22 protein-coding genes are annotated in these 23,273 nt (G+C 59.6%); 13 read left to right on the top strand and 9 right to left on the bottom strand.

What is annotated here, in order from left to right:
• Window positions 1-309: 309 nt before the first annotated feature.
• Entirely contained in the window at window positions 310-687 is a 378-nt protein-coding gene (locus ABRP98_RS08230) for a hypothetical protein (protein ID WP_349858607.1), read from the bottom strand.
• An 863-nt stretch (window positions 688-1,550) separates the two neighbouring features.
• Complete coding sequence (gene groL / locus ABRP98_RS08225; RefSeq protein WP_284785191.1) at window positions 1,551-3,194, bottom strand: chaperonin GroEL; 1,644 nt, start codon at window positions 3,192-3,194, stop codon at window positions 1,551-1,553.
• A gap of 1 nt (window position 3,195) precedes the next feature.
• Between groL and ABRP98_RS08220 the strand changes: the two genes are divergently transcribed.
• From ABRP98_RS08220 to ABRP98_RS08180, 9 genes are all read left to right on the top strand, one after another.
• Entirely contained in the window at window positions 3,196-3,339 is a 144-nt protein-coding gene (locus tag ABRP98_RS08220; RefSeq protein WP_156904629.1) for a hypothetical protein, read from the top strand.
• 226 nt (window positions 3,340-3,565) lie between these two features.
• Window positions 3,566-4,933: a dipeptidase gene (locus ABRP98_RS08215; protein ID WP_349858606.1), complete on the top strand. Its 1,368-nt coding sequence runs from the start codon at window positions 3,566-3,568 to the stop codon at window positions 4,931-4,933.
• A gap of 247 nt (window positions 4,934-5,180) precedes the next feature.
• Entirely contained in the window at window positions 5,181-8,228 is a 3,048-nt protein-coding gene (locus ABRP98_RS08210; RefSeq protein WP_349858603.1) for a Na+/H+ antiporter subunit A, read from the top strand.
• Window positions 8,189-8,689 (top strand): Na(+)/H(+) antiporter subunit C, encoded by a 501-nt coding sequence (locus ABRP98_RS08205; protein ID WP_284770463.1) that lies wholly within the window; start codon window positions 8,189-8,191, stop codon window positions 8,687-8,689. Before ABRP98_RS08210 ends, ABRP98_RS08205 begins: the two co-directional genes overlap by 40 nt.
• Window positions 8,682-10,502 carry a Na+/H+ antiporter subunit D gene (locus ABRP98_RS08200; RefSeq protein ID WP_349858602.1) on the top strand — a complete coding sequence of 607 codons (1,821 nt, stop codon included), beginning with the start codon at window positions 8,682-8,684 and terminating at the stop codon, window positions 10,500-10,502. Before ABRP98_RS08205 ends, ABRP98_RS08200 begins: the two co-directional genes overlap by 8 nt.
• Complete coding sequence (locus tag ABRP98_RS08195) at window positions 10,495-11,022, top strand: Na+/H+ antiporter subunit E (protein WP_237801145.1); 528 nt, start codon at window positions 10,495-10,497, stop codon at window positions 11,020-11,022. The genes ABRP98_RS08200 and ABRP98_RS08195 overlap by 8 nt, the downstream gene beginning before the upstream one ends.
• A complete protein-coding gene (locus ABRP98_RS08190) occupies window positions 11,022-11,297 on the top strand; it encodes a monovalent cation/H+ antiporter complex subunit F (RefSeq protein ID WP_023018012.1) in 276 nt (91 codons plus the stop codon). Before ABRP98_RS08195 ends, ABRP98_RS08190 begins: the two co-directional genes overlap by 1 nt.
• The gene (locus ABRP98_RS08185) at window positions 11,294-11,674 is read left to right on the top strand and encodes a monovalent cation/H(+) antiporter subunit G (protein WP_005279458.1); all 381 of its coding nucleotides are present in this window, start codon (window positions 11,294-11,296) and stop codon (window positions 11,672-11,674) included. Before ABRP98_RS08190 ends, ABRP98_RS08185 begins: the two co-directional genes overlap by 4 nt.
• 15 nt (window positions 11,675-11,689) lie before the next feature.
• The gene (locus tag ABRP98_RS08180; protein ID WP_349858600.1) at window positions 11,690-13,147 is read left to right on the top strand and encodes a glycosyltransferase 87 family protein; all 1,458 of its coding nucleotides are present in this window, start codon (window positions 11,690-11,692) and stop codon (window positions 13,145-13,147) included.
• A 128-nt stretch (window positions 13,148-13,275) separates the two neighbouring features.
• Here the strand turns inward: ABRP98_RS08180 and ABRP98_RS08175 are convergent, their stop codons facing one another.
• From ABRP98_RS08175 to ABRP98_RS08165, 3 genes are read right to left on the bottom strand one after another with little or no spacing between them, the layout of a single operon-like run.
• A complete protein-coding gene (locus ABRP98_RS08175; protein WP_349858598.1) occupies window positions 13,276-14,415 on the bottom strand; it encodes a glutamate--cysteine ligase in 1,140 nt (379 codons plus the stop codon).
• A 44-nt stretch (window positions 14,416-14,459) separates the two neighbouring features.
• Window positions 14,460-15,359: a LytR C-terminal domain-containing protein gene (locus tag ABRP98_RS08170; protein ID WP_349858596.1), complete on the bottom strand. Its 900-nt coding sequence runs from the start codon at window positions 15,357-15,359 to the stop codon at window positions 14,460-14,462.
• Between the two features lie 23 nt (window positions 15,360-15,382).
• On the bottom strand, window positions 15,383-15,658 hold the full coding sequence (locus ABRP98_RS08165; RefSeq protein WP_284770458.1) for a DUF3263 domain-containing protein: 276 nt from the start codon (window positions 15,656-15,658) through the stop codon (window positions 15,383-15,385).
• On the opposite strand from ABRP98_RS08165, the gene ABRP98_RS08160 reads away from it, so the two are divergent.
• From ABRP98_RS08160 to ABRP98_RS08145, 4 genes are all read left to right on the top strand, one after another.
• The gene (locus tag ABRP98_RS08160) at window positions 15,657-16,280 is read left to right on the top strand and encodes a peptide deformylase (RefSeq protein WP_239268507.1); all 624 of its coding nucleotides are present in this window, start codon (window positions 15,657-15,659) and stop codon (window positions 16,278-16,280) included. The two genes, ABRP98_RS08165 and ABRP98_RS08160, sit on opposite strands and share 2 nt — an antisense overlap.
• Before the next feature lie 2 nt (window positions 16,281-16,282).
• On the top strand, window positions 16,283-17,284 hold the full coding sequence (locus ABRP98_RS08155) for an N-acetylglutamate synthase, CG3035 family (RefSeq protein ID WP_349858594.1): 1,002 nt from the start codon (window positions 16,283-16,285) through the stop codon (window positions 17,282-17,284).
• Window positions 17,285-17,367: 83 nt separating this feature from the next.
• Window positions 17,368-18,177, top strand: a complete 810-nt coding sequence (locus tag ABRP98_RS08150) for an exodeoxyribonuclease III (RefSeq protein ID WP_349858593.1) — start codon at window positions 17,368-17,370, stop codon at window positions 18,175-18,177.
• Window positions 18,178-19,641, top strand: a complete 1,464-nt coding sequence (locus ABRP98_RS08145) for a phospholipase D-like domain-containing protein (RefSeq protein WP_349858591.1) — start codon at window positions 18,178-18,180, stop codon at window positions 19,639-19,641. It abuts the gene before it with no gap.
• A 343-nt stretch (window positions 19,642-19,984) separates the two neighbouring features.
• Here the strand turns inward: ABRP98_RS08145 and ABRP98_RS08140 are convergent, their stop codons facing one another.
• From ABRP98_RS08140 to ABRP98_RS08125, 4 genes are all read right to left on the bottom strand, one after another.
• Window positions 19,985-20,512, bottom strand: coding sequence for a CAP domain-containing protein (locus ABRP98_RS08140; protein WP_284853693.1), 528 nt, complete (start codon window positions 20,510-20,512; stop codon window positions 19,985-19,987).
• Between the two features lie 392 nt (window positions 20,513-20,904).
• Window positions 20,905-21,681, bottom strand: a complete 777-nt coding sequence (locus tag ABRP98_RS08135; protein ID WP_349858589.1) for an ABC-2 transporter permease family protein — start codon at window positions 21,679-21,681, stop codon at window positions 20,905-20,907.
• Between the two features lie 6 nt (window positions 21,682-21,687).
• Window positions 21,688-22,698 (bottom strand): ABC transporter ATP-binding protein, encoded by a 1,011-nt coding sequence (locus ABRP98_RS08130; RefSeq protein WP_349839364.1) that lies wholly within the window; start codon window positions 22,696-22,698, stop codon window positions 21,688-21,690.
• A 30-nt stretch (window positions 22,699-22,728) separates the two neighbouring features.
• Complete coding sequence (locus ABRP98_RS08125) at window positions 22,729-23,223, bottom strand: NUDIX domain-containing protein (RefSeq protein WP_284770451.1); 495 nt, start codon at window positions 23,221-23,223, stop codon at window positions 22,729-22,731.
• Window positions 23,224-23,273: the final 50 nt, after the last annotated feature.

The following is a 23,273-nucleotide window of genomic DNA, read 5'->3' as shown; positions in this document are numbered from 1 at the left end:
AAAACAACACACCTAAAAATCCCGAGTTAGGGATCCGCCCCCGTCCACCCCACCCGCGAGATTGACAAACTACATAGAAACACCCCCTGCTACTTGACCCCAGTTTTGTTCTCATCTCTGAAAAAGAGAAAAATACGTCCAGCTCACACTGAACCGGACGTATTTTTAACAAGCCAGCACTGATTTCATCTCCTGCGGATTCCGTCTACTGAAACTTGACCTATCTTTAATATCGTCAGTGAAAGCAGAAGAAGTGCTTATGCCTTCATTCAAGCTTCACGCATCCGCAAATCCCCATATCGGTGCGACTTAAAGCAAGCTACCGAGTGCGCTGAGATCGAGATCGGAAGAGTTGAAATCGTTCAAGAAGTCAGGAGAAACATCCCCGTTGAACAGGTCGAAATCAGAGGAACCAAGATCGTTCAACAATTCGGAAGAGCCTGCATCGTTGAAGAACTCAGAAGAGCCGTTACCATTGAACTGCTCGGAGGAGCCAAGATTTTCAAAAGAGGAACCGCCAATTTCAAGACTGATGTTTTCCGGATAGGTGGGAGAAGACAGTGGCGGGACTTCTGGGAAATTAATCTCAGGTAGCTTTATATTGGGAAAGTTTCCGCCAGAGACTTCTACCAACAAGTCTTTTATCGGGCCAGAAACGATTTCATTAATCTGGAGCAACAGATCCACTTCAAATCCTTTTCAATCGCTGAAATTGTACTGATGAGACTGAGTGTGGCCAAGTAATGTCGAACAACATGAACAACATGGACACGCTGCGGTCAGTATAGGCTAACTTTGTAACTTTATGGGAATAACTTCTCTCGATTGACCACAAATAGGGGTGTCGTTGTTAAGCTCATCGCCCGTGTAAGTGGAGTGTCTACCAGTAGTTTTCCTGTAGCGGAGTTTCAATCTAGCCTCCGCCCGGAAAGTGGATTCTACAGAGGGTTGTTGTGCTCTTTTAGTCAATAATGTGGAAGTAATTTCTTCGAAACTCGAAGTGCACTAGGTATTGATCCGTTTGAGTAGATGGGAAGTGGCTAAGGGTTGTGCGTAGGTTTCCAACCTGTAAAAGGAGATAAGCCAGAATGACTAGTGCAGCATGATGTGGTCGACGCTGATAATGCCACAATCAATGCGATCGAATCGACACTTGAGCCTAACCTCCGGAGGTGCCCACTTTCCGAGGTTAGGCCAAGCATCACAACGCTATGCTCGTCGCACTCGCTCGCCGACAACTCAACGTCTTCTTTGCCATGACGCGACATCACAAGCATTACCCTGACCCCGCCTCAGTTAAAGAAGCCGCAGCAGCCTACCCCCATAACCGCGAAACAAGCCGACTGGGCAAAATCCCAGTCGGCTACTAGGCGCACATAAAACAACACTAAGTCAGAGATCCGTCCCTGGCCGCCCCTACCGGCGAAATTTGGGAACTAAGTAGGGGCATCCCGCGTACGTTCAGTATACTCTGAGGCCCACAGCTTTCGCCAGACTCAGGCGCATATAAGAGCGGGAGCTCAGTATGCGCTAGGCGTTGTGCAGGGCTCTTAGAAGCCCATGCCGCCCATAGCGTCAGCGTCAGGCATAGCGTTGTTGGAGCCGGCAGGCTCTGGCTTATCAGCCACAACAGCCTCGGTGGTCAGGAACAGTGCCGCAATGGACGCAGCGTTCTGCAGTGCAGAGCGGGTGACCTTAACCGGGTCATTGATGCCGGATTCCATGAGGTTGACGTACTCACCGGTAGCGGCATTCAGGCCCTCGCCAGCAGGCAGGCCAGAGACCTTATCTGCAACGACGCCAGGCTCCAGGCCAGCGTTGTGAGCGATCTGCTTCAGCGGTGCAGACAGTGCCTCGCGGACGATCTTTACACCGGTGGCTTCATCGCCTTCGGCCTCGATGGAATCAAGGACGGAAGCGGCCTGCAGCAGGGCAACGCCACCGCCGGCCACGATGCCTTCTTCCACGGCTGCCTTGGCGTTGCGGACAGCGTCTTCGATGCGGTGCTTGCGCTCCTTGAGCTCAACCTCGGTGGCGGCACCGACCTTGAGCACGGCCACGCCGCCGGAGAGCTTAGCCAGGCGCTCCTGCAGCTTCTCGCGGTCGTAATCAGAATCGGAGTTCTCAATCTCGGCGCGGATCTGCTTGATGCGGCCATCGATCTGCTCTTGGGTGCCAGCACCCTGGACAATGGTGGTCTCATCCTTGGTGACAACGACCTTGCGTGCCTGGCCCAGGTACTCGAGCTCGGCGGTCTCGAGGGAGAGACCAACCTCTTCGGAGATGACCTGGCCGCCGGTCAGGATGGCCATGTCCTGCAGGGTTGCCTTGCGGCGGTCACCGAAGCCCGGAGCCTTAACGGCAGCGGACTTGAAGGTGCCGCGAATCTTGTTCACCACGAGGGTGGACAGGGCTTCGCCCTCAACGTCCTCAGCAATGATCAGCAGCGGCTTGCCGGACTGCATGACCTTTTCCAGCAGCGGGACGAGGTCCTTGATATTGGAGATCTTGGAAGAGACCAGCAGGATGTATGGGTCCTCCAGGACTGCCTCCTGGCGCTCCATATCGGTGGCGAAGTAGCCGGAGATGTAGCCCTTATCAAAGCGCATACCCTCAGTAACCTCGAGGTCTACGCCGAAGGTGTTGGACTCTTCCACGGTGATAACGGAGTCCTTGTTTACGGAACCGTTGCCCACCGTGTACATAGCCTCGGCGATCTTTTCACCGATTGCCGGGTCCGCGGCGGAAATGCCAGCGGTGGTAGCGATCTGCTCCTGGGTTTCTACTTCCTTTGCGGAAGACAGCAGGGAGTCCACAACCTTCTTGGTCGCGGTCTCGATGCCGCGCTTGATGCCCATTGGGTTGGAACCAGCGGCTACGTTGCGCAGGCCTTCGCGGACGAGTGCCTGTGCCAGAACGGTTGCGGTGGTGGTGCCGTCGCCGGCGACGTCATCGGTCTTCTTGGCAACTTCCTTGACCAGCTCGGCGCCGATCTTTTCGTAAGCATCCTCGAGTTCGATTTCGCGAGCGATGGAAACGCCGTCATTAGTAATGGTCGGTGCGCCCCAGGACTTTTCTAGGACGACGTTGCGGCCCTTGGGTCCGAGGGTGACCTTGACTGCGTCAGCCAGAGTATTCAGGCCGCGCTCAAGGCCGCGGCGGGCCTCTTCATCAAAAGCGATAATCTTTGCCATAGTGTTTGTGCTCCTTGGATTTATTGAGGACGACACTCACGTCTTTCTCGCTGCGGACGCCCGCGACGGCATGGCTGGTGAGTGTGGACCAACCTCAACCACAACGATGGAGATTTATCTAGCACTCATCCTGTCCGAGTGCTAACGCCCATTCTGGCACTCTCCCACCCCTACTGCAAGAAACAACGCGCTTGCCTGTAGCGATCTTTTGCCCGCCGCACACCGCTGTAGCACTTCCCCTTGGAAGGATGGCGGCGACGGAAGGTGGCGCGGTGGGGAAGGTGGGGCATCGACAAGCGCGGGCAGGAATGCATAGGAATTGTCGTGCGGATCTGTATTGCAGCCCAAGCGCTCAAGGTACCGTGGATTGCATGACAGATATGATTGACAGCATACGTAGCGACCGCGACACCATCTTCCGCCAGCTCAGCGAGCTCGTGGGATTCAATTCCGTACACAATGAGCCGGGCTTGGAAGACCAAGCCCGGGGCGCAAGCCAGTGGGTGAAGGCCGCGCTGGAAGAAGCAGGGGCAACGGTAGAAACCATCACCACCGCGGATGGTTCCACCGCAATTTTGGGCGAGCGCAAGGGCGAGGAAGGCGCCAAGACCGTCCTGTTGTACTCGCACTACGATGTCGTGCCCGCAGGAGACCGCGCGGCCTGGGAATCCGATCCGTTCACCCTGACCGAGCGCGCCGATGCCGAGGGCACCACCCGCTGGTACGGCCGCGGCGCCGCAGACTGCAAGGGCAACGTGGCCATGCACCTAGCGGCCCTGCGCGCACTGGAGGCCAATGGCGGTACCAAGGTGAACCTGAAGTACCTCATCGAAGGCTCTGAAGAGCGCGGCGGCGAGGGCCTGTCCCAGCTCATCAAGGACCGCCCGGAGCTTTTCGCTGCCGATGCCATCCTAATTGCAGATGCCGGCAATGCCGCGGTGGGCCAGCCCACCTTGACCACCTCCCTGCGCGGCGGCGCGCAGATTGAGGTCGAGGTCAATACCCTGGCCGCGCCCGTGCACTCCGGCCAATTTGGCGGCGCGGCCCCAGATGCGGTGAAGGCGCTGATGCGCACGCTGGATTCGCTCACGGATGAATACGGCCGCACCACCATCGATGGCGTGGATACCAGCGCCCACTGGCAGGGCCAGGAATACCCGGCCGAGGCCTTCCGCGGCGATGCGCAGCTGCTCGAGGGCACCGAGATCATGGGCTCCAAGGCCCCAGAAGGCGCTACCCCGGTGGCAGACATGGTGTGGTCCCGCCCAGCCATTTCCGTGACCGGCTTTACCTCTACCCCGGTGGCTGAGGCCGTCAATGCCGTTCCCGCTACCGCGGCCGCCAAGCTGAACCTGCGCGTTCCGGCCGGCACCGATGCCCGCGCCATTGGCGAGGCCGTATGCGAGCACGTGAAGAACCACGCGCCGTGGGGCGCGCACGTCAAGGCGGAGGTCGTGGAGGCCAATGCTGGTTTTTCCACCGACCCGGAAAAGCCCGCCGTGGCACTTTTGGGCCAGTGCCTATCCGAGGCTTATGGCAAGGACACCGCAGCGCAGGGCATGGGCGGCTCCATCCCGCTGACCACCGAGCTGCAGGAGGCACACCCCAACGCGGAAATCGCGCTTTACGGCGTGGAGGAGCCCAAGTGCACCATCCACTCCGCCAATGAGTCCGTCGATCCCACCGAGATCGAGCACGTCGCCGCTGCGGAGACGCTTTTCTTGCAGCGTTACGCGTAGAAAAAGCGCGCAACGGGTGGCATATAATACTGTGCGCTAAAAATAATCTTTCGAAGTTGTGGAAAAACCGGTAAAATTTCGACGAGTTGACCCCGTTTCCGGCCACGCTGCTTGCACAAGTGGGACAGTTCGTACTCGGCCGAGTACGAACTGTCTTGGTGTGTATATGCTCCCGGTGCATATCGTCACGCCCCGCGGCAACGAGGGTCTGAGAACTTGACACAACCTAAGGAGCGCAGATTCCAACGTGCTAATACTTCTGGGTGCCCTCATCGTTGCCACCGTGGTTGCACCGCTGCTCATTATGAATGTGGGCCGCCCAGCCTTTGGTTTATTGGCAATAGTTCCCGGTGTCGGTTTCGTGTGGACCCTCGCGCACTTTGCCCGGGGCACCTTCCGCGACGGCGGCGCGCTGAATTACACCATCGAGTGGATGCCGGCCGCGCACCTCGCCGTGGATCTGCGCATGGATGCCCTGGGCGGGCTCTTTAGCCTCATCATCTTAGGCATGGGCGCCTTGGTCCTGCTGTATTGCTGGGGCTATTTCGATTCCACGCGCCGCCGGCTTGCCATGTTCGCCAGCCAGATGGTGGGCTTTGCCACCGCCATGTTTGGGCTTGTGACCTCCGATAGCCTGCTGCTCATGTACGTCTTCTGGGAGATCACCTCCCTCTTGTCGTACCTATTGGTCAGCTACTATGCCGAGCGCGCCTCCTCGCGCCGCGCCGCCCAACAGGCCCTGATGGTCACCGTCATGGGCGGCCTGTCCATGCTGATGGGCATCTGCCTGCTCAGCCGGCAGACCGGGGCGTGGACGTTTAGCGAAATCAGCGCATACGATCACTTCCCCCAAACGCCGTACGTCACCGTCGCCATCGTGCTCATCCTGGTCGGTGCGCTCACCAAATCCGCTATCGTGCCGGCACACTTCTGGCTGCCGGGTGCGATGGCAGCGCCAACCCCGGTCTCGGCGTACCTGCACTCCGCGGCCATGGTCAAGGCCGGAATTTACCTGGTCGCGCGCCTGGCACCGGATATGTACGAGGTAGCCACCTGGCACCTCGTGGTCATTTCCTTAGGCGTATTTACCATGCTGCTCGGCGGCTGGATGGCGCTAAAACAAAAGGACCTCAAGCTGATTTTGGCTTATGGCACGGTTTCCCAGCTGGGCTTTATTACCTCCATCGTGGCGGTTGGCTCCCGGGAAGCCATGCAGGCGGGCCTGGCGCTGACCTTTGCCCACTCACTCTTTAAGGCTGCACTATTCATGGTGGTCGGCGCCATCGATCACTGCTCCGGCACGCGCGATATTACGAAGCTATCCGGACTTGGCCGCAGGCAGCCCTTCCTCTACGGCCTCGCCGTTATCTCGGCCCTATCCATGGCGGGCGTTCCCCCGCTCTTTGGCTTTGTATCCAAGGAGGCCGTGCTGGAATCCACCATGCACGAAGAGCTGCTCATTGGTATGCCGCGCAATATGATCCTGGTGGCTTATGTGGCAGGCTCCATCCTCACCATGGCCTATGCCCTGCGCTTTTTGTGGGGCGCCTTTGCCACCAAGAACCTCCCGGACGATAAAGACGGCGTCTCTAAGGCCGTTGCCACGATGCACAAGGTCAACGTGGGCCTGTGGCTTGCCCCGGCCGTGCTCACCGCGCTGACCATCGTGCTTGGGCTCGCGCCGCAGGCGCTCTCGGTGGCCATCGATCAGCACCTCGATTCCACCTTCGGGGCAAGCGATCACCACGGCCTGGCCCTCTGGCACGGATGGTCTGTGACCTTGGGCGTATCCACCATCATCATCGTGGCCGGAATCATCGTGCACTGGCGCCGCCAGGTCCTAGAGCAATGGCAGTTTGCGTACCCCGCGCTTGGTGATGCCGACGCTGTCTACGACAAGGTCATCTCCACCCTGCGCAAGCTCTCCCTGCGCACCACGGCCGTTACCCAGCGCGGTTCGCTGCAGCTCAACCTGACCGTTATCTTCGCCACCTTGATGGTGCTGCTGCTGACGATGCTGATTACCGGTGATCTCACGGATATCCGCATGGTGGTTGCAGAAAACCCCTGGCAGGTCGTCGCCGCCATCATCATGATGGTGGCCGCCATCGCCGCCACGGTCACCGATAACCGCCTCTCTGCCGTCATCATCGTCGGCATTACCGGCTATTCCTTGTCCTTCGTCTTTGCCATCCACGGTGCCCCGGACTTGGCGCTGACCCAGCTGCTGACAGAAACCATCATCATGGTGCTATTCATGCTGGTGCTGCGCCGCATTCCGGCGTCTACCGAGTGGAAGCAGGACCCGAAGATGGGCCGCTTGCGCGCGTGGCTATCCGTTGGCACCGGCCTGACCGTCACCATCGTGGCGATGTTCGCCATCAACGCGCGGTCTGCCGAACCCATCTCGCAGTACATGCCGGAGCTGGCCAAGGAGATTGGCCACGGCGCCAATGCCGTCAACGTCTTGCTGGTGGACCTGCGCGCCTGGGATACCTTTGGCGAGATCACGGTCATTATCATCGCCGCGCTCGGTGTGGCTTCCCTGATTTACCGCACCCAATCCTTCTCAAGGGACAGCCGCCGGCCTACCCTGCAGGTCACGGGTCGGCGCTGGCTGGCCGCGGGCTCGGAATCGGAGCAGGCGCTCAACCGCTCGCTGATGATCGATGTCTCCACCCGCGTGCTCTTCCCCTCCATGATGGCGCTGTCGTTTTACTTCTTCTTCGCCGGGCACAATGCGCCAGGCGGCGGTTTCGCCGGTGGCCTTGTGGCCGCTCTCGCGCTCATCCTGCGCTACCTGGCCGGTGGCCGCGCGGAGCTCGATGAGGCCCTGCCCATCGATGCCGGGCGCACCATGGGCGCTGGCCTCTCCTTCTCCGCCCTGGCGGTGGTAGTACCGATGTTCTTTGGCTACCCGCCACTTACCAGCGGATATACCTCACCCGAGATCCCGCTTATCGGCGCGGTCTCGCTGCCTTCAGCGCTGGTCTTTGACTTGGGCGTCTACCTCATCGTCGTGGGGCTGACGCTCTACGTGCTCAGCTCGCTCGGCGCCAAGCTGGATGAGGAAGAAGAGATGCGTAAGCAGCGCGCTCGCGACCGCGCCCGTTCCCTAGCGCGGAAGAACCGGGAGCGCAGCACCAAGCAAAAGGCCCAGCGGGCGCAAAACAAGAGAAGAAAAAAGAAAAGATACCAGCCGCAACGAGCTCTTCCGGCACAGGTTCCGGGGACAACGCAGGAAAGGAGAAATAAATGCAAGCCAACCTCTTCCTCCTGCTCGCCGCCGGAGTAATGGTTTCTGCGGGCATCTACCTTTTGCTCGACCGAGCCATGACCAAGATGCTGCTCGGGCTGCTCTTGCTGGGCAATGGCGCCAACCTCTTCATGCTGCAGGCCGGCGGCCCTGCGGGTTCACCGCCCATCGATGGCCGCGAGGCCGAGCCTTATGGCAGCGATATTGCGGATCCTCTCACCCAAGCGATGATCCTTACCGCCATCGTCATTTCCATGGCACTGACGGCCTTCATCCTTACCTTGGCCTACCGCCAGTACCGCTACCGCACCGCCGACGTCATTGAAGATGACGCCGAAGATACCGCGATTGCCGCCAAGGCCTCCAAGCCCGGCAATGCCGCGGCTAGCGCAGACCACGATGCCTCCAATGACCCCGCCACTGGGCGCGCCACCAAGGAAGGCGATAATTTCGGCCCCGAATCCTTCGAGGAGCCGGTGAAGGGAGCCGAAGATGACTGAGCCATTCCACCAAGCTGCCGAAACGATGTACCCGTACGTCGGTGTGCTTATCCCGCTGCCCATTATCATCCCGGCCGTGGCTGCAGCGCTCTCGTTGCTGTTTGCCCGCATGCCGAATGTGCAGCGCCAGATCGCCTTTTTCTCCCTGCTGATTACGGCTGCGGTGAACGCGAGCCTGATCATAATAGTGGACTTCCATGGCATACAGACCCTGCAGATAGGCGGCTGGGACGCACCCGTGGGCATCACGTTGGTGGCGGACCGACTGTCCACGATGATCCTCTTTACCTCCTCCGTGGTGCTGTTCTCAGTCATCTGGTACGCCATTTCCCAGGGTGTGCGCGATGGCACCAAGGATGAACCCGTCGCGGTCTTTTTGCCCACCTACATGTTGCTGACCATGGGCGTGAATATCTCCTTTTTGGCCGGCGACCTATTTAACCTGTACGTCGGCTTCGAGGTCTTCCTCGTGGCCTCGTATGTGCTGTTGACCTTGGGGGCATCGGCAGGCCGCGTGCGCGCTGGCGTGGGTTATGTGATGGTCTCGATGGCCTCATCCATGATCTTCTTGCTGGCCCTGGCATATGTCTATGCCTCCGTCGGCACCATGAACATGGCCCAGATTGGCCAACGCATGCAGGACATCCCGGAAGGCACCCGCACCGCCATCTTCGCCACCTTGCTCGTGGCCTTTGGCATTAAGGCAGCAGTGGTGCCGCTGGCCGCGTGGCTGCCAGACTCCTACCCCACCGCGCCCTCGCTGGTCACGGCCGTGTTCGCCGGTCTGCTGACCAAGGTCGGTGTGTATGCGATCATCCGCGCGCGCACGTCCATTTTTACCTATGGTGGGCTCGATACCGTGCTGATGTGGGTGGCGCTGGCCACCATGCTGGTGGGCATCTTGGGCGCCATCGCGCAGACCGATATTAAGCGTTTGCTCTCCTTTACGCTGGTCAGCCACATCGGCTATATGATTTTCGGCGTCTCTTTGGGCACCGCCCAGGGGCTTTCGGGCGCCATTTTCTACGCCATCCACCACATTTTGGTGCAGACCGCGCTCTTCTTGGTCGTCGGCCTTATCGAGCGCCAAGCCGGTACGTCCTCGCTGCGGCGCCTGGGTTCGCTGATGTATTCCGCCCCGCTTATCGCCGTGCTGTATTTCATCCCGGCCATCAACCTGGGCGGCGTGCCGCCGTTCTCTGGCTTCCTGGGCAAGATCATCCTCATTCAGGCAGGTGCCAATGAAGGCTCCTGGCTGGCGTGGGTGCTTATCGGCGGCGCGCTGGTGACCTCGCTGCTGACGCTCTACGTCATGATGCTGGTCTGGGCCAAGGGCTTCCAGCGCGATCGCGCCGATGCCCCCGAAGGCAATGTCGCCCTGGCCCGCCCGGCCCCGCTGTCTGATATCACCGATGAGGTCGAATTTTCCTCCCGCCAGGATGTCGGCCGCGTGCCGTTCGGCATGGTAGGCGCCACGGCGCTGCTGGTCATCGCCTCGACCTCGATTACCTTCCTGGCTGGCCCGATTTCCGGTGTCACCTCCCGCGCGGCCGAATCCGCGCAGGATACCTCCATTTATCAGTACGCCGTACTGGGCGAAAATGCAGATAACCCCACCCGGCACCTTGACCAGAAGGACCGCTACGAAGGCGGCGCGGACTCCTACAAGGAGCGCAGCCACCTGCTGCCCGAACCCGGCCCGGCGCACGATCCGGAATCCGGCGACAAGGAGAAGCCAAGCTCGGACGCACCGGCGAAATCGGAGGCCCCAGAAAGCCCTACCCCAGTAAAGAAGGAGGCCCGCGATGACTAAGAGCCGCTTTGCCGGTGTGCGCTACCGATTCCGGCCGTGGTTTACCGTCTGGATCACGGTCATGTGGTGCATGCTCATGGGTGAAATCACGGTGGGCAATGTCGTCGGCGGCCTCCTCGTCGCCCTGGTCATCGTCTTCGCCCTGCCGCTGCCGGCGATGCCGATTGCCGGCGTCGAGGTCGCGTGGGGCAAATTCCTGCGCTACATGCTGCGCTGGTTCTGGGAGCTGTTTTATGCCTCCCTCAAGGTGGGCTGGCTGGCCTCCCGGCCGCAGCCGCTGCCTAAAACCGCCATCCTGGAATTGCCGATGCGCCTGGAAAATGAGTTCATTCTCTCCCTTGCGGTGACCCTGTACAACCTGCAGCCGGGTGGAACGGTGACAGACATTGACATCGCCAATCGCATGATCACCATCCACATCCTGGATGCTCGGGATGAGGCGCAGATCCAGCGCGAAATCGATGCCGTGTCCCGTCTAGAATCTTCCATGATCGAGATCTTTGAAAGGAGCCACCCATAATGGATCCGCAGATCTATCATGCCATCCTGCTGGTTCCCGCATTCTTGCTGTGGGTCTCCGTATTAATTACCGTCTGGCGCATTATCACCGGGCCCAACTCCCTCGACCGGCTGGTGGGAATGGACGGTTTTACCGCCATGTTCCAATGCGCGCTGGCGACCTATATGTGCTGGTCGCTAGATACCTCCGTGGTCTCGGCCATGCTGGTCATCGCGCTGCTCGGCTTCATCTCCACCGTGTCTGTTACCAGGTTTAGGAAGAGGGATAACCAATGAGTTGGTCTCTAATCGCCGATATCCTCTCGCTCATCCTCGTCATCAGCGGCAGCCTGCTCATCCTCGCCGCCGCCATTGGCTTGGCGCGCTTTAAGGACACGATGTCCCGCGTCCACGCCGTGAGCAAGCCGCAGACCACCGGGCTCATCCTCACCATCATGGGTGCGTTCATCCGAATTACTGGCGCGGAATCTTTCAGTATGGCCGAGCGTGGTGATTTGGGTATGCTTATTTTGCTGGTACTGTTTGCGATGTTTACCAGCCCGGTAACCGCGCAGCGCACCTCACGCATTGCACGCCGTGAAGGCCTGTATGGTTCCGAGGAATCGATGTCGCGCAATGACCGCCCCGCCGGCCGTTCGCTGCGCCGCAAATAGGAGGCACCTTTAACCGTGAAAAAGCTCTACGGACTGCCTACTCTGGCCGCCCTTTTGGTTGCCTTCTTTATTTTCAGCATCTCCCGCTATAGCAAATACGACGGCCCCAATGCCTTCATCTGGCGCGTGCCGCTGGATTTGAAGATTTACTGGCTCGCCGGCGGCGAGGTGGCTGATGGCGCCAATCTTTATGACAATGCCTATATTGGCGATCTTCCTTTTACCTATCCTCCCTTTGCCGGCACGCTGTTCAAGTGGATTTCCGCGCTTGCCGATGACCCCCTTATCATCCTCTGGCAAGGCGGCACCATCCTTGCCTTATTGGCCGTCATCCTCATGGTCTTCCACGAGCGCGGCCTTAAACTTTCGCCGTTTACCTGGGTGGTTGCCATCCTGCTGGTGCTGTGCGCCCCGGCTGTAGAGCCGATGTACGGCACCTTGTTCTACGGCCAGATCAACGTCTTTTTGATGTTCTTGGTTGCCCTCGACGTCATTCCAAAGAAGTGGGCACTGCCAGGAATTGGCATCGGCCTCGCCGCAGGCTTGAAGCTCACCCCAGCCTTTATGGGCTTAGTGCTCCTTTTCCAGAGGCGCTGGTGGCAGGCGGTTATCTCCGTCCTTACCTTCGCGGTGACCGTTGCGATTGGTTTCGTCACCATTCCGGATGCCGGGGTGTTCTGGACCGATGCCATCTTTAATTCCTCCCGCGTGGGTGAACACACCAACCCTGGTGCGCAATCTATTCGCTCGGTCATGGTGCGCGCCTGGGGCATCGACGGCGGTTGGATGTGGCTCGCCGCTGTCGCGGTCGTCTTCGTCTTGACCTGCCTGGCCCTGCGCACCGCGATGAAGCACAAGAATAACTCCGCCGCCATGTCCATTGCCGGCATTAGCGCATGCTTGGTCTCGCCCTTTTCCTGGTACCACCACTGGGTCTGGATCTTCCCGCTGGCTATCGTGGTTCTCATCTCCGTCAACCAGGCACTGGGCAAGCGTTTGCGCGGTGTTATCGGCGCGCAAGTAACAGCACTCATTTCCTTCGCGGCCATGTGCGTGGTGCTCCTGCCCTTTGTCTCCGCAGCTTTCTGGCTCGAAGCCTCCAACCGCTCTCTGAACCATGTGGACTTCCAGCCTTGGGCTCTGCTCTTTTTCACCGGCTCCGGCATCCTCTACATCGCCTTTTATGCGCTGTGGGGATTTATCCCTGGCACCCAGCCCAGCGAGGAAGACGCCCCCAGCGGACGGCACGCAGCACAGCGTGCTGCTCAGCCGCAGCACACTCAGGCAACCGGCGCTCCCGCATCTGGTGCACCTACGTCTGGCGCTGCCGCACGGGGTGCTGCCACTACCGACGAAACCGCACAGTTCCCGGTATTTAACCCTGAAACCCGCGAGTTTCCGTCCACCGAGGGCTATACCGATATTCCGGCTCCTCCGTCCTACGGTGGCCGCCACGCCCTCGATAACGACTAGCAGCACGCCGCCGTGGGGTGCAGCAGTCATCTCCGCGCCGCCGCGTCGGCCGCGCCCAGCTACTTCCAGTGCGGCTCTAGGCGTGCGATCACTGAGTGCGCAGGCCCAGTCGGCGATCGGTTAGCTAATTAGCGCACCGGCCGGAAGGTGTGAAGCTCGCGGCAGGTTTCTTCGACGACATCGCGCCAGCTGCCGGTTTCTTGGAAGAGGCGGCGTTGGCGTTCGTATCCGGCGCCGCCGTCGATGATTTCGTGCACCAAGGCCAGTTCTTCCGTGCAGCCTAACTCGCGGGCTAAGGGCGTTAGTTCTTCTACCATCTGCGCCAATTCATCTTTGACCCAGGCCTCGTCCGTATCGCGCGAGGTAATAACGAGGGCATCCATGCCGTAGCGCGCCCCGCGCCACTTATTTTCCGCCACGTGCCACGGCTGCAAAACGGGTAACTCCTCGCCGGCATCAATCATGCGGTCATAATGCACGACCAAGCAGTGCGTTAGCGCGACGACGGCGGATAGCTCTCGCAGGTTCGAGGTGGCATCAGATACACGGACCTCTACGGTGCCCCACTTCGAGGCCGGGCGGATATCAAAGTGCATTGAGCCGGTGCGATTGATGACCCCGGAAATCGCCTGATCCCGCATATAGGACTGCCACTCATCCCACGTGAAGAACTGGTAGGGCATGCCAGCGGTAGGCAGCTGTTGATAGAGCATCGTGCGGTTGGAGGCGTAGCCCGTATCCAATCCTTCCCACCCCGGCGAGCATGCAGAAATGGCCAAAAGGTGGGGGTACTTCGTCATCAGCGCATTGATGATGGGCCAGACGCGGTCCTCGTGGCTGATGCCAACGTGGACGTGGGTACCCCACAACAGCATCTGCTTTCCCCAATACTGGGTGCGAGCGATGATCTCTTGATAGCTGGGTTTATCTGAAAGCGGGTTTTCCCGGAAATCCGTAAACGGGTGCCCACCAGAGGCCCACACGTCGATGCCGAGCTTGGCCGCGGCTTCTTCCACGGCGGCCAACGAAGTTTCTAACTCCGCAATGGCTTCCGGCACCGTGGAGCAAATGCCCGTGACTAGTTCCACCGTATTCTGTAGGAATTCTTTTTCCACGTGAATATCGGGGTGGGCGGCAGTAGCGAGATCAATGAGCTCAGCCCCGCGCGGGACGAGATCGCGCGAGTCACGGTCCACGAGCGCGACTTCCCATTCCACCCCGAGCGTGGGCTCGGGGGAACGAGCAAATACTTCTGCCGGAATCTTCACCTGTCCAGCTTAACGGGTAGGCGGTAATATTCCATGAATTTTATTTAGGCCTGTGGGACTGCGAGGGCGACCACGACGGCTCCGTCCTCGGTGGCTTCCTTGGGAAGGTCCCTATTCATAGGCTTGACTTCTGCCTGATAGCGCGCGGCAACTTCCCTGGCCAGGGACTCTGCGGAGGCATCGCCTTCTGGGTAGAAGACGGTGGTCTTGGGCACGGTCAACACGTCGCCTGGCAGGTTGCCCACATAGCCCACCTTGAAGCCACCGTCCTTCAACACATCTGCTTCGTTTTTGGCCTTATCGGATTCACCGGAGTTATTGAGCACGCTGACCTTAATGTCATTGCGGTCGCGCGCAGCGGACGGCGCGTCGTTGCCGCCGGCCCGGGCTGCATCCCCGGCGCGGTCGGAATCTTCGCCGCGCGCACCGTCCTCGCGGCCCGCATCGCGGTTGGCCTCGTCCTTGGCGTCGCCGTTCGGGTGCGCGTTATCGCCCTCGCCTTCGCGCGGCGGTTGGTTATTGGCCCCGTCGCGGGAGCCATCGTCGCGCGCGCCATCCGCGGCAGGACCCCCGGCGCCATTGCCCTCCTGGCCTCCATTAGCTGAACCGTCTGACTTCGACTGCTCGGAATCAGAAGCTACGGTCGAATCGTCGTCTTCTGAGGTCATGGCATAAAGGCCCCACAGGCCGAGCATCACGGCCACGGCGATCAACACCATCGCAAGCCCGCGCAGTGGTAAACCGCCCTTCTTAGCGTGGGCGCCTCCCCCACCGCCGCCGGTTCCGGCCGCAGCGGCTCCTGCTCCGGCACCTGCAGCGCCAGCGGCAGCAGCGTCGTCGTAGGCGTCGTCATAATAAGCATCGCCGTAATCGGCCGCGGCGGCATCGCCAGCGGCGTCGTCGAATTGCTGGTCGTATAGATTATCCGGATTCTCTTTAGTCACTTCAGTAACATTAGTAGCCGGTTCTAACGCGGTGGGGTATTTCCCCGCGCGGCGCGCCGCGTATTTTCACGCTCCTCCCGCAGGCGCTTCAGCCGCGCCACCAAGAGGGGATGGGATTCGGCGGCAGCAGGGACATCAAGAAGCAGGTTCAGCCGTTGGTGATAGCGCACCGGCGAGATATCCAGCTGCGCACGAATGGCCTCTTCCTTGCGGCCAATGCTGCGCGGGGCGGCTTCCTCAAAATCTAAGATGGCGGCGTCTAGGTCAGACAAGGGGTTCATGCCTAAACTGTAAAGCATGACTATTCGCCCCATCGTTATCCACGGCGACCCCGTGCTTCATCAGCCCACCACGCCGGTGGAAGAATCCGAGATTTCCAGCCCAGAGATGCAACAACTCATCGCGGACATGTACGAGACCATGGAAGTTGCCCATGGCGTGGGCTTGGCTGCGAACCAGGTGGGCATCGGCAAGCGGCTCTTCGTCTACCACTGCCCGGATACCGAAGGCCCCGATGGCACCGAGCTGCCCGCGGACAAGGCCGGCATGCGCAAGGGGTGCGTTATCAACCCGGTGCTGGAGACCTCCGAGATTCCAGAGACCATGCCTGCCGATGACGGCTCCGATGACGAAGGCTGCCTCTCCGTGCCGGGCGAGGGCTTTCCCACCGGCCGTGCCGACTGGGCGCGCGTGACCGGCAAGGACGAGCACGGCAACGACATTACCGTGGAGGGCTACGGCTTTTTTGCCCGGTGCCTGCAGCACGAGACCGGCCACCTCGACGGCTACGTCTATACCGATACCCTCATCGGCCGCTACAAGCGGCAGGCCAAGAAGGCCATTAAGCGCAATGGCTGGACTGAGCCGGGCTACACCTGGATGCCGGGTGAAGACGAAGATCCCTTCGGGCACGACGATTAATCATGTCTCGCATCTTTCGTTCCGATGACGTGCAGGTAGGCGATCGCGTCGTGGCCCGGCGCGATTTTGGTAATGTGCACAGCGATGTCATTGGCCACGTCCTCAGCCTTGAGCCACTGGTCATCCGCCCGCAGCAGGTCGGCGGCTATCCCTCTGACCTCGAGGCCGTGGAGATCGCGCCTGAGCAGCTGAAAATCATCAAGCGCCTTTCGCCGCGGATGGTGCGCAATTCCGATATTCGCGCCGTCGAATACGCCACCGCCCAGGCTTTTCCCGGCAAGGAGCACACGTGGACTTCGGACGGCTCCTGGCTCATGCGCGCCGGCGATGGCGTGACGGGCCGGTCTAATTCCGCCGTTCCGCTCGGGCCCTCCGCGGGCTTTAACCCGGTCCCGCTGGCGGAAATCACGGAGTTCTACCGCCGCCACGATCTCCCGGTGCGCCTGCTCATCCCGGAACGCATTGGCAAGCCCGCAGAGCGCCTGCTTGCCGATGCCACCTGGGAGACCGAACCCGAAATCCTCGTCATGGTCCTGCGCGATCTCGCAGACCTACCCGCCGAGATGCCGGGCTCACACCCCAGCGGGGCGGAGTTTCGCATCGATGACCAACCCGATGACGCGTGGCTGCAGATGTACCACTTCCGCGGCCAGGCGCTGCCTGCCCAGGCCTTGGAGTACCTGCGCGCCCGCATCGAGGGCACGATGGGCTTTGGACGGTTAGTTATTGACGGCGAGACCGTTGCCATCACCCGCGGCACCATCACCGAATCCGGTGACGGCACCGCCTGGCTGGGATACTCCGCCGTAGAGGTAGCACCCGCGCACCGCCGCCAGGGTTTGGGTGCCCTATTGGGCCAGCACATGCTGCGCTGGGGGCGCGACCAGGGCGCGCAGCACGCCTACCTCGATGTCTTGGCTTCTAATACCGCCGGCATTCGCCTCTACGAAAAGCTGGGGTTCATCGAGCAGCACCGCCAGATCTACGCGCAGCTGCGCGACTAGCCCCTCGCTGCGCTAGTCCGCCTAGCCCGCCGGCCGCGGCCTGGACTAGTCCGGACCATTGCCCGCGCGGTACTGTATTATCCATGCGCATCACCACGTGGAATATCAACTCCGTTCGCACCCGCATCCAGCGGGCGCTGGATCTTCTCCACACGCACGACATCGACGTGCTGTGCCTACAAGAGACCAAGGTCAAGGACGATAAATTCCCCCGCGAGGCCTTCGAGGATGCCGGGTACCACGTCACCTGCCATGGGCTTAACCAATGGAATGGTGTGGCCATCATTTCCAAAGAGGAACCGGAAGAAGTCTTTACCGGATTCCCCCACCAACCTGGTTTTTCCAAGGACCCTGAAAAGCCCCAGAACCGTGAAGCCCGGGCGCTTGGTGCGCGCATCCGCGGGGTAGAAATCTGGTCGCTGTATATTCCCAACGGCCGCGAGATCACCGACCGCCACTATGACTACAAGCTGGACTTTCTCTACCAGCTCTCCCGCTACGCCGCCGGCCGCGCCCAATCCAAGCTGCTTCTAACCGGCGATTTCAATATCGCCCCGCGCGATGAGGACGTATGGGATATCGAGGCCTTCCGCGGCAAGACGCACGTTACCGAACCCGAACGCGCCGCCTTCCAGATGCTCGAGGAGGCCGGCCTCGAAGAGGTCACGCGCCGTTTTACCGAAGATCAGCGCTATACCTACTTTGATTACAAGGGGATGCGCTTTCACAAGAACGAAGGCATGCGCATCGATTTCCAGCTCGCGTCGCCGCCGCTGGCCAAGCACATCACCGGCGCACGCGTAGACATGGAAGAACGCGCCGGCGAGAAGACCTCCGATCACTGCCCGCTTAGTGCAGATTTCGATCTGCCCGATTTCGATTCCGTGCGTTAAATGACTTGGTCGCTCGATCTCAGCTTCTGGCAGCTGATCTTCCTCATCATTGATTATTCCATCAAGATCATCGCCGTCGGCTTCGTGCCAGAAGGCCGCCGACCCTCCAATTCCACCGCGTGGTTGCTGGCCATTCTGGTGCTGCCCGTCATCGGCCTGCCGCTGTTTTTGCTCATGGGCTCGCCGTATATCAACCGGCGCCGCCACCGCATCCAGCAAGAAGCCAATGAACGCCTCGAGGATATTTCCGCCCGCACCCCGGATCATCCCAAGGACATCCTGTCGACGGAAGTGGAATCCGTCATCAAACTCAACCGCGAGCTGACCGGCTTTCCGGCGCTCATTGGCCACAACTTGGGCCTGCATGCGGATTATAATGAATGCATTCGCTCCATCGCCGCGGCCGTGGACCGCGCCGAAAAATACGTTTCCATCGAGGTCTATATCCAATCCTGGGATGAGACCACGGATGTATTTTTCCAGGCCCTCGCCCGCGCCACCGCCCGTGGCGTCAAGGTTCGCCTTTTGCTGGATCAGATTGGCAGTTTTAAGTACAAGGGTTATTCCTCGCTGGGGGATAGGCTCACGGAAATCGGCGTGGATTGGCGCCTCATGCTGCCCATCCAGCTGCATAAGGGCCGCTTCCGCCGCCCAGATCTGCGCAACCACCGCAAGCTCGTCATCATCGATGGCGAGGTAGGTTTTATCGGTTCCATCAACCTGATCAAGCGCCAATATAAAACCAAGGACCGCTTCTGGATCGATTACATGGTGGAACTGTCTGGCCCCATCGTCACCGCCATGACCGCGGTCTTCGCGGTGGATTGGTACACCGAATCCGGCGAGAACCTCCCGCTAGATGAGCTGCCGTATGATGATGCCCAAACCGTCGATGCCAACTACCTGCAGATGATCCCATCCGGCCCCGGCTATACCACCGAGCCCAACCTGCGCATGTTTAACTCCCTAGTGCACCACGCCAAGCAGCGACTCGTGCTGTGCTCGCCGTATTTCGTGCCGGATGAATCGCTCTTAGAGGCCGTCACCACCGCCTGCTACCGCGGGGTGGACGTGGAGCTTTATGTCTCCGATACCGCGGACCAATTCATGGTCAACCACGCTCAGTCCTCGTATTACCAAGCGCTACTTGAGGCCGGGGTGCATATCTACCAATTCCCCTACCCCTACGTCTTGCACTCCAAGTTCATCATCACGGATCCGGATGACCAGGAGTTCAATCCGCTGTGCATGTTCGGCTCATCCAATATGGACCCGCGCTCCTTCGGTCTCAACTATGAGACCACCATGCTCGTGGCCAAAGGCGATCTCCTCGCCCAGTTCAACCAGCTCGCCGCCAATTACCGCGCGGTCTGCCACGAGCTCACCCTAGAGGAGTGGAACCAGCGCGGTTTTGTCCGCCGCTACGTCGATAACGTCATGCGGCTGACCTCGGCACTGCAATAAGCTTTGCTTGCCGATGCCCCAATAGTCCGCTCATAGGATATCTAAAACAAGCCTTCTGTTGTAGAGCCAAAGTAGAACATCCCGCGTTGAACCGCGCACGGCATTACCGCAGAGATGAGTTTGTAGTCCACTTAATTGACTCCGGATCGGCGTTAATTATTGGAACTAATTGCGAAAGATACGCCGAATTCTCCGCAGATTTCCCTCTTGTCTATTGCTTTTTACTGTAAAGCCTGATCCTAGATTTTGACATTGCCTATGCGCGAGAGCGTATCAAAAGCTTAGGGAATACAAGAGTGATCATATCGCTCCTATTCCGAAGAGGATTACAAAAGGAACTTCTTTAACGTCCAAAATTCTGTACGGCAAAAAGCTCACCGTTCGCGCCAACGGCAATGCCCGTGCCAACCGTTTTCGCTTCTGGGTCCAGCAAAATCTTCCTGTGGCTGGGAGAATTCAGCCACATATTCACCAGCTTCGCATCTGCGAAATCGTCCCATGCTTGAAGGACGTTTTCGCCACCGGCAGGAATACTATCCGGATAGGTTTCCCAGTGATTTGGCCGATGCTGCAAATCCCCTGTTCCCACCAAATGGTCGGCCCAGTCTTGAGCGATATTGTTTAACGCAGGGTTTTCTGTCACGGGATTTAAACCATGATCCGCCCTTGCTGCATTGACTTCGTTAACAATAGAGTGCGCACGGGCCCCATCGGGCTTCATGTGGCTAACTACTTCAGCAGCGTTACCGATAGGTCCTTGTGCCTTAGCTGGAGGGGTAGTTGCGGCTACCCCTCCTCCCACTAATGCGGCACCCGCGATGGTCGGGGCTACAAACTTCTCAACAGAATCAGGAAGCATTTCGTCGGACACTTTTATCACTCCCTCGGATAAACTTGACTAAATTGCTCTACACAATTTCTTTTTCTTCACCTCCAACCCTAACGCAAAAGAAAAATATTGTCAGTACATAGACAATATTTAAACCGCATTTCCGATAAAATATAATTATATTTAAAGGCGTTTAGAGTTTAATTTACGATATGCGCGCATCCATAGGGCTCTCAAATATTCTCCCGCCTGGAAAGGCTGTTTGCTGAGGCAGCCATTAACCACCAATAAAAATAACCGGCTGATCACAATCAGCCGGTTACCAGTCAGGTCTCAAACAACAGACCTACCCACACTGGACGAACCCGAATAACTTCGCCCGGAGGGTTCACAGATTAATTAAAGCTTCCTCTCTACAAACACGATATCCTCGCCTAAGCATCGCGCTTGTGCAGTACTAGCACGCCAAGGGCCCACAACACCGCGGCCCAGATGAAGAATACGATGCCGCTGCCTGCAGCCTCGGTCCACAGTGCGTTATCCACTGGGGTATTGAATAGCCAGTTCTGGAAAGCGGTAAAGGGCATGTAGCTACCAATCTTATCGCCTACCACGGGCATCATGCTGACGATTTGATCCACACCCAAGTACAAAATAAGGCCCAGCGCCACAGAGCCCGCGGTCTGGCGAATGAGCATGCCGATGCCTTGGGCAAAGGCCACCAGGAGGCCCCCGGCCAGTGGGTACTTCCACAGCTGCTCGCGGCCGACTTCATCGTTCCAGGGGTCGAAGGTGGCGGAAATGGAGCTATCGGCAAACAGATCCGTAAGCAGGTACGCGCCCACCACACCAATGAAGGTCAGTACGGCCGCGATGACCGCGTATAAGACCAGCTTGGCCACGGCCACGCTCCAGCGCCGCGGGGAGGCCATGAAGGTAATGGACTGGGTGCCGAAGCGGTATTCCGTGGTCACCAGCATGATGGCCTGAATCATCAGCACCGGCAGGCCTAGGGTCCCCAAGAATACGATGGTGAACTCGGGACTAATAAGCTGGAAGCCCATATCAACGGCTTCCGGATCGAGTGGCTCCATAAACGCAGCGGTGACACCGGCCCAACCCCACGAAAATAGGAGGAATAGCGCGGTGGTCCACCAAAAGGAGCGGGTGGTGCGCAGCTTAATCCACTCGGATTTCAAGATATTCAACATGGCGGATTAAACCTCCTGCTCGTTGGGGCGGGCGGACCCACCGGACTGACCGGGCTGGCCTGCCTGGCCCGACTGACCTGCCTGCGCGCCCGAGGCACCAGGCGTGCCTGCGTGATACTGCACGGCATCGCCAGTGAGATCCATGAAGGCATCCTCCAGCGAAGCGCTTTTCAGGGTGAGCTCGTGCAGCGGCACCCCAGTGGAATAAGCCAGCTCGCCCACGAACTCGGGGGTCTGGTTGATGACCTCGAGCCGCGGGCGGCCCTCCTCGTCCTTCGATTCGGTAAAGGAAACGCCCTCCTTCTTTAGGGCTTCACCGAATTCCGGGAGGTGGTTCGAGCGCACATACACCAAGGACTGCGAGTGGCCGCGGACGAACTCGTGGGTGGGCTTATCCGCAACCATCTTCCCCTTGCCAATGACCACGAGGTGATCCGCGGTCTGGGCCATCTCGGACAAGAGGTGGGAGGAAATCAAAATGGTGCGCCCTTCTGCAGCCAGCGCGCGCACGAGCTGGCGCACCCAGCGGATACCTTCCGGATCTAGGCCGTTGACTGGCTCATCCAGGATGAGGATTCCCGGATCGCCCAATAGGGCGCCCGCAAGGCCCAAGCGCTGGCCCATGCCGAGGGAAAAGCCGCCGGCTTTCTTACCGGCGACATCGGAAAGCCCCACCAGCCCCAGCACCTCATCAACGCGGGAGGCGGGAATGCCATTGGCCGCCGCCATCCACTTCAGGTGATTCGCGGCCGTGCGGTTGGGATGTACCGCCTTCGCATCCAAAAGCGCGCCCACCTCGCGCAGCGGGTGCTCCAAGTCGCGGTAGGGTTTGCCGTTTACGCGAATCTCGCCCGCCGTGGGCTCGTCCAAGCCCACGATCATCCGCATGGTGGTGGATTTGCCGGCACCATTGGGCCCCAAGAAGCCGGTGACCACACCGGGCTTTACCTGAAAGGTGAGATCCTCAACCGCGCGGACAGACCCGTAATCCTTAGTCAGTCCCTGTACTTCAATCATGAGCACTACAGTGCCATAATTTTGGATACTTTACCGGTACAGTTTTTCCACCCGCTGCCGCAGGGCGGGAAAGGCGTGGCGAAATGGCACGATAAGCGGCAGGTTTTCCACCTCATCCAGGCCTACCCAGCGCAGCTCGTGCGATTCCTCGTTGGCGGTGGTGGGCAGGCGCAGGCCGCTGCGGGTGCGCGCTAACACGGTGGTATAGGTCCATTCCCCCGGCAAATCCCCCGCGGGAGGATAGGGCCCGGCCGTTATTTGGGTGTCGAGCACCTCGACATCGGCAGGCGCGATGGCGCATTCCTCGTGCGTTTCCCGCAGCGCGGCCTGGGTGGGTGTTTCTTGCAAGTCCCGCGCGCCGCCGGGAATCCCCCAGGTATTGCCGTTATTGGTCCACGCGGCGCGGTGTTGCAGCAGCACCTCGCGCCCGGCGACGAGGAAGAGGCCGGCGGCACCGAATTTTCCCCATACGCGAATGCCACTGGGGCCCGCCGCCCAGCCGTCTCCACTGTGAGGGTTATGCATATTTTCTATCCTAGCCACACACGCGGGTAAATGGTGGCGCCCAGCACACT

This window comes from Corynebacterium sp. KPL2838 (genome assembly GCF_040225455.1).
GTDB lineage: Bacteria > Actinomycetota > Actinomycetes > Mycobacteriales > Mycobacteriaceae > Corynebacterium > Corynebacterium rhinophilum.
This window is presented reverse-complemented; position numbering and strand designations above follow the sequence as displayed.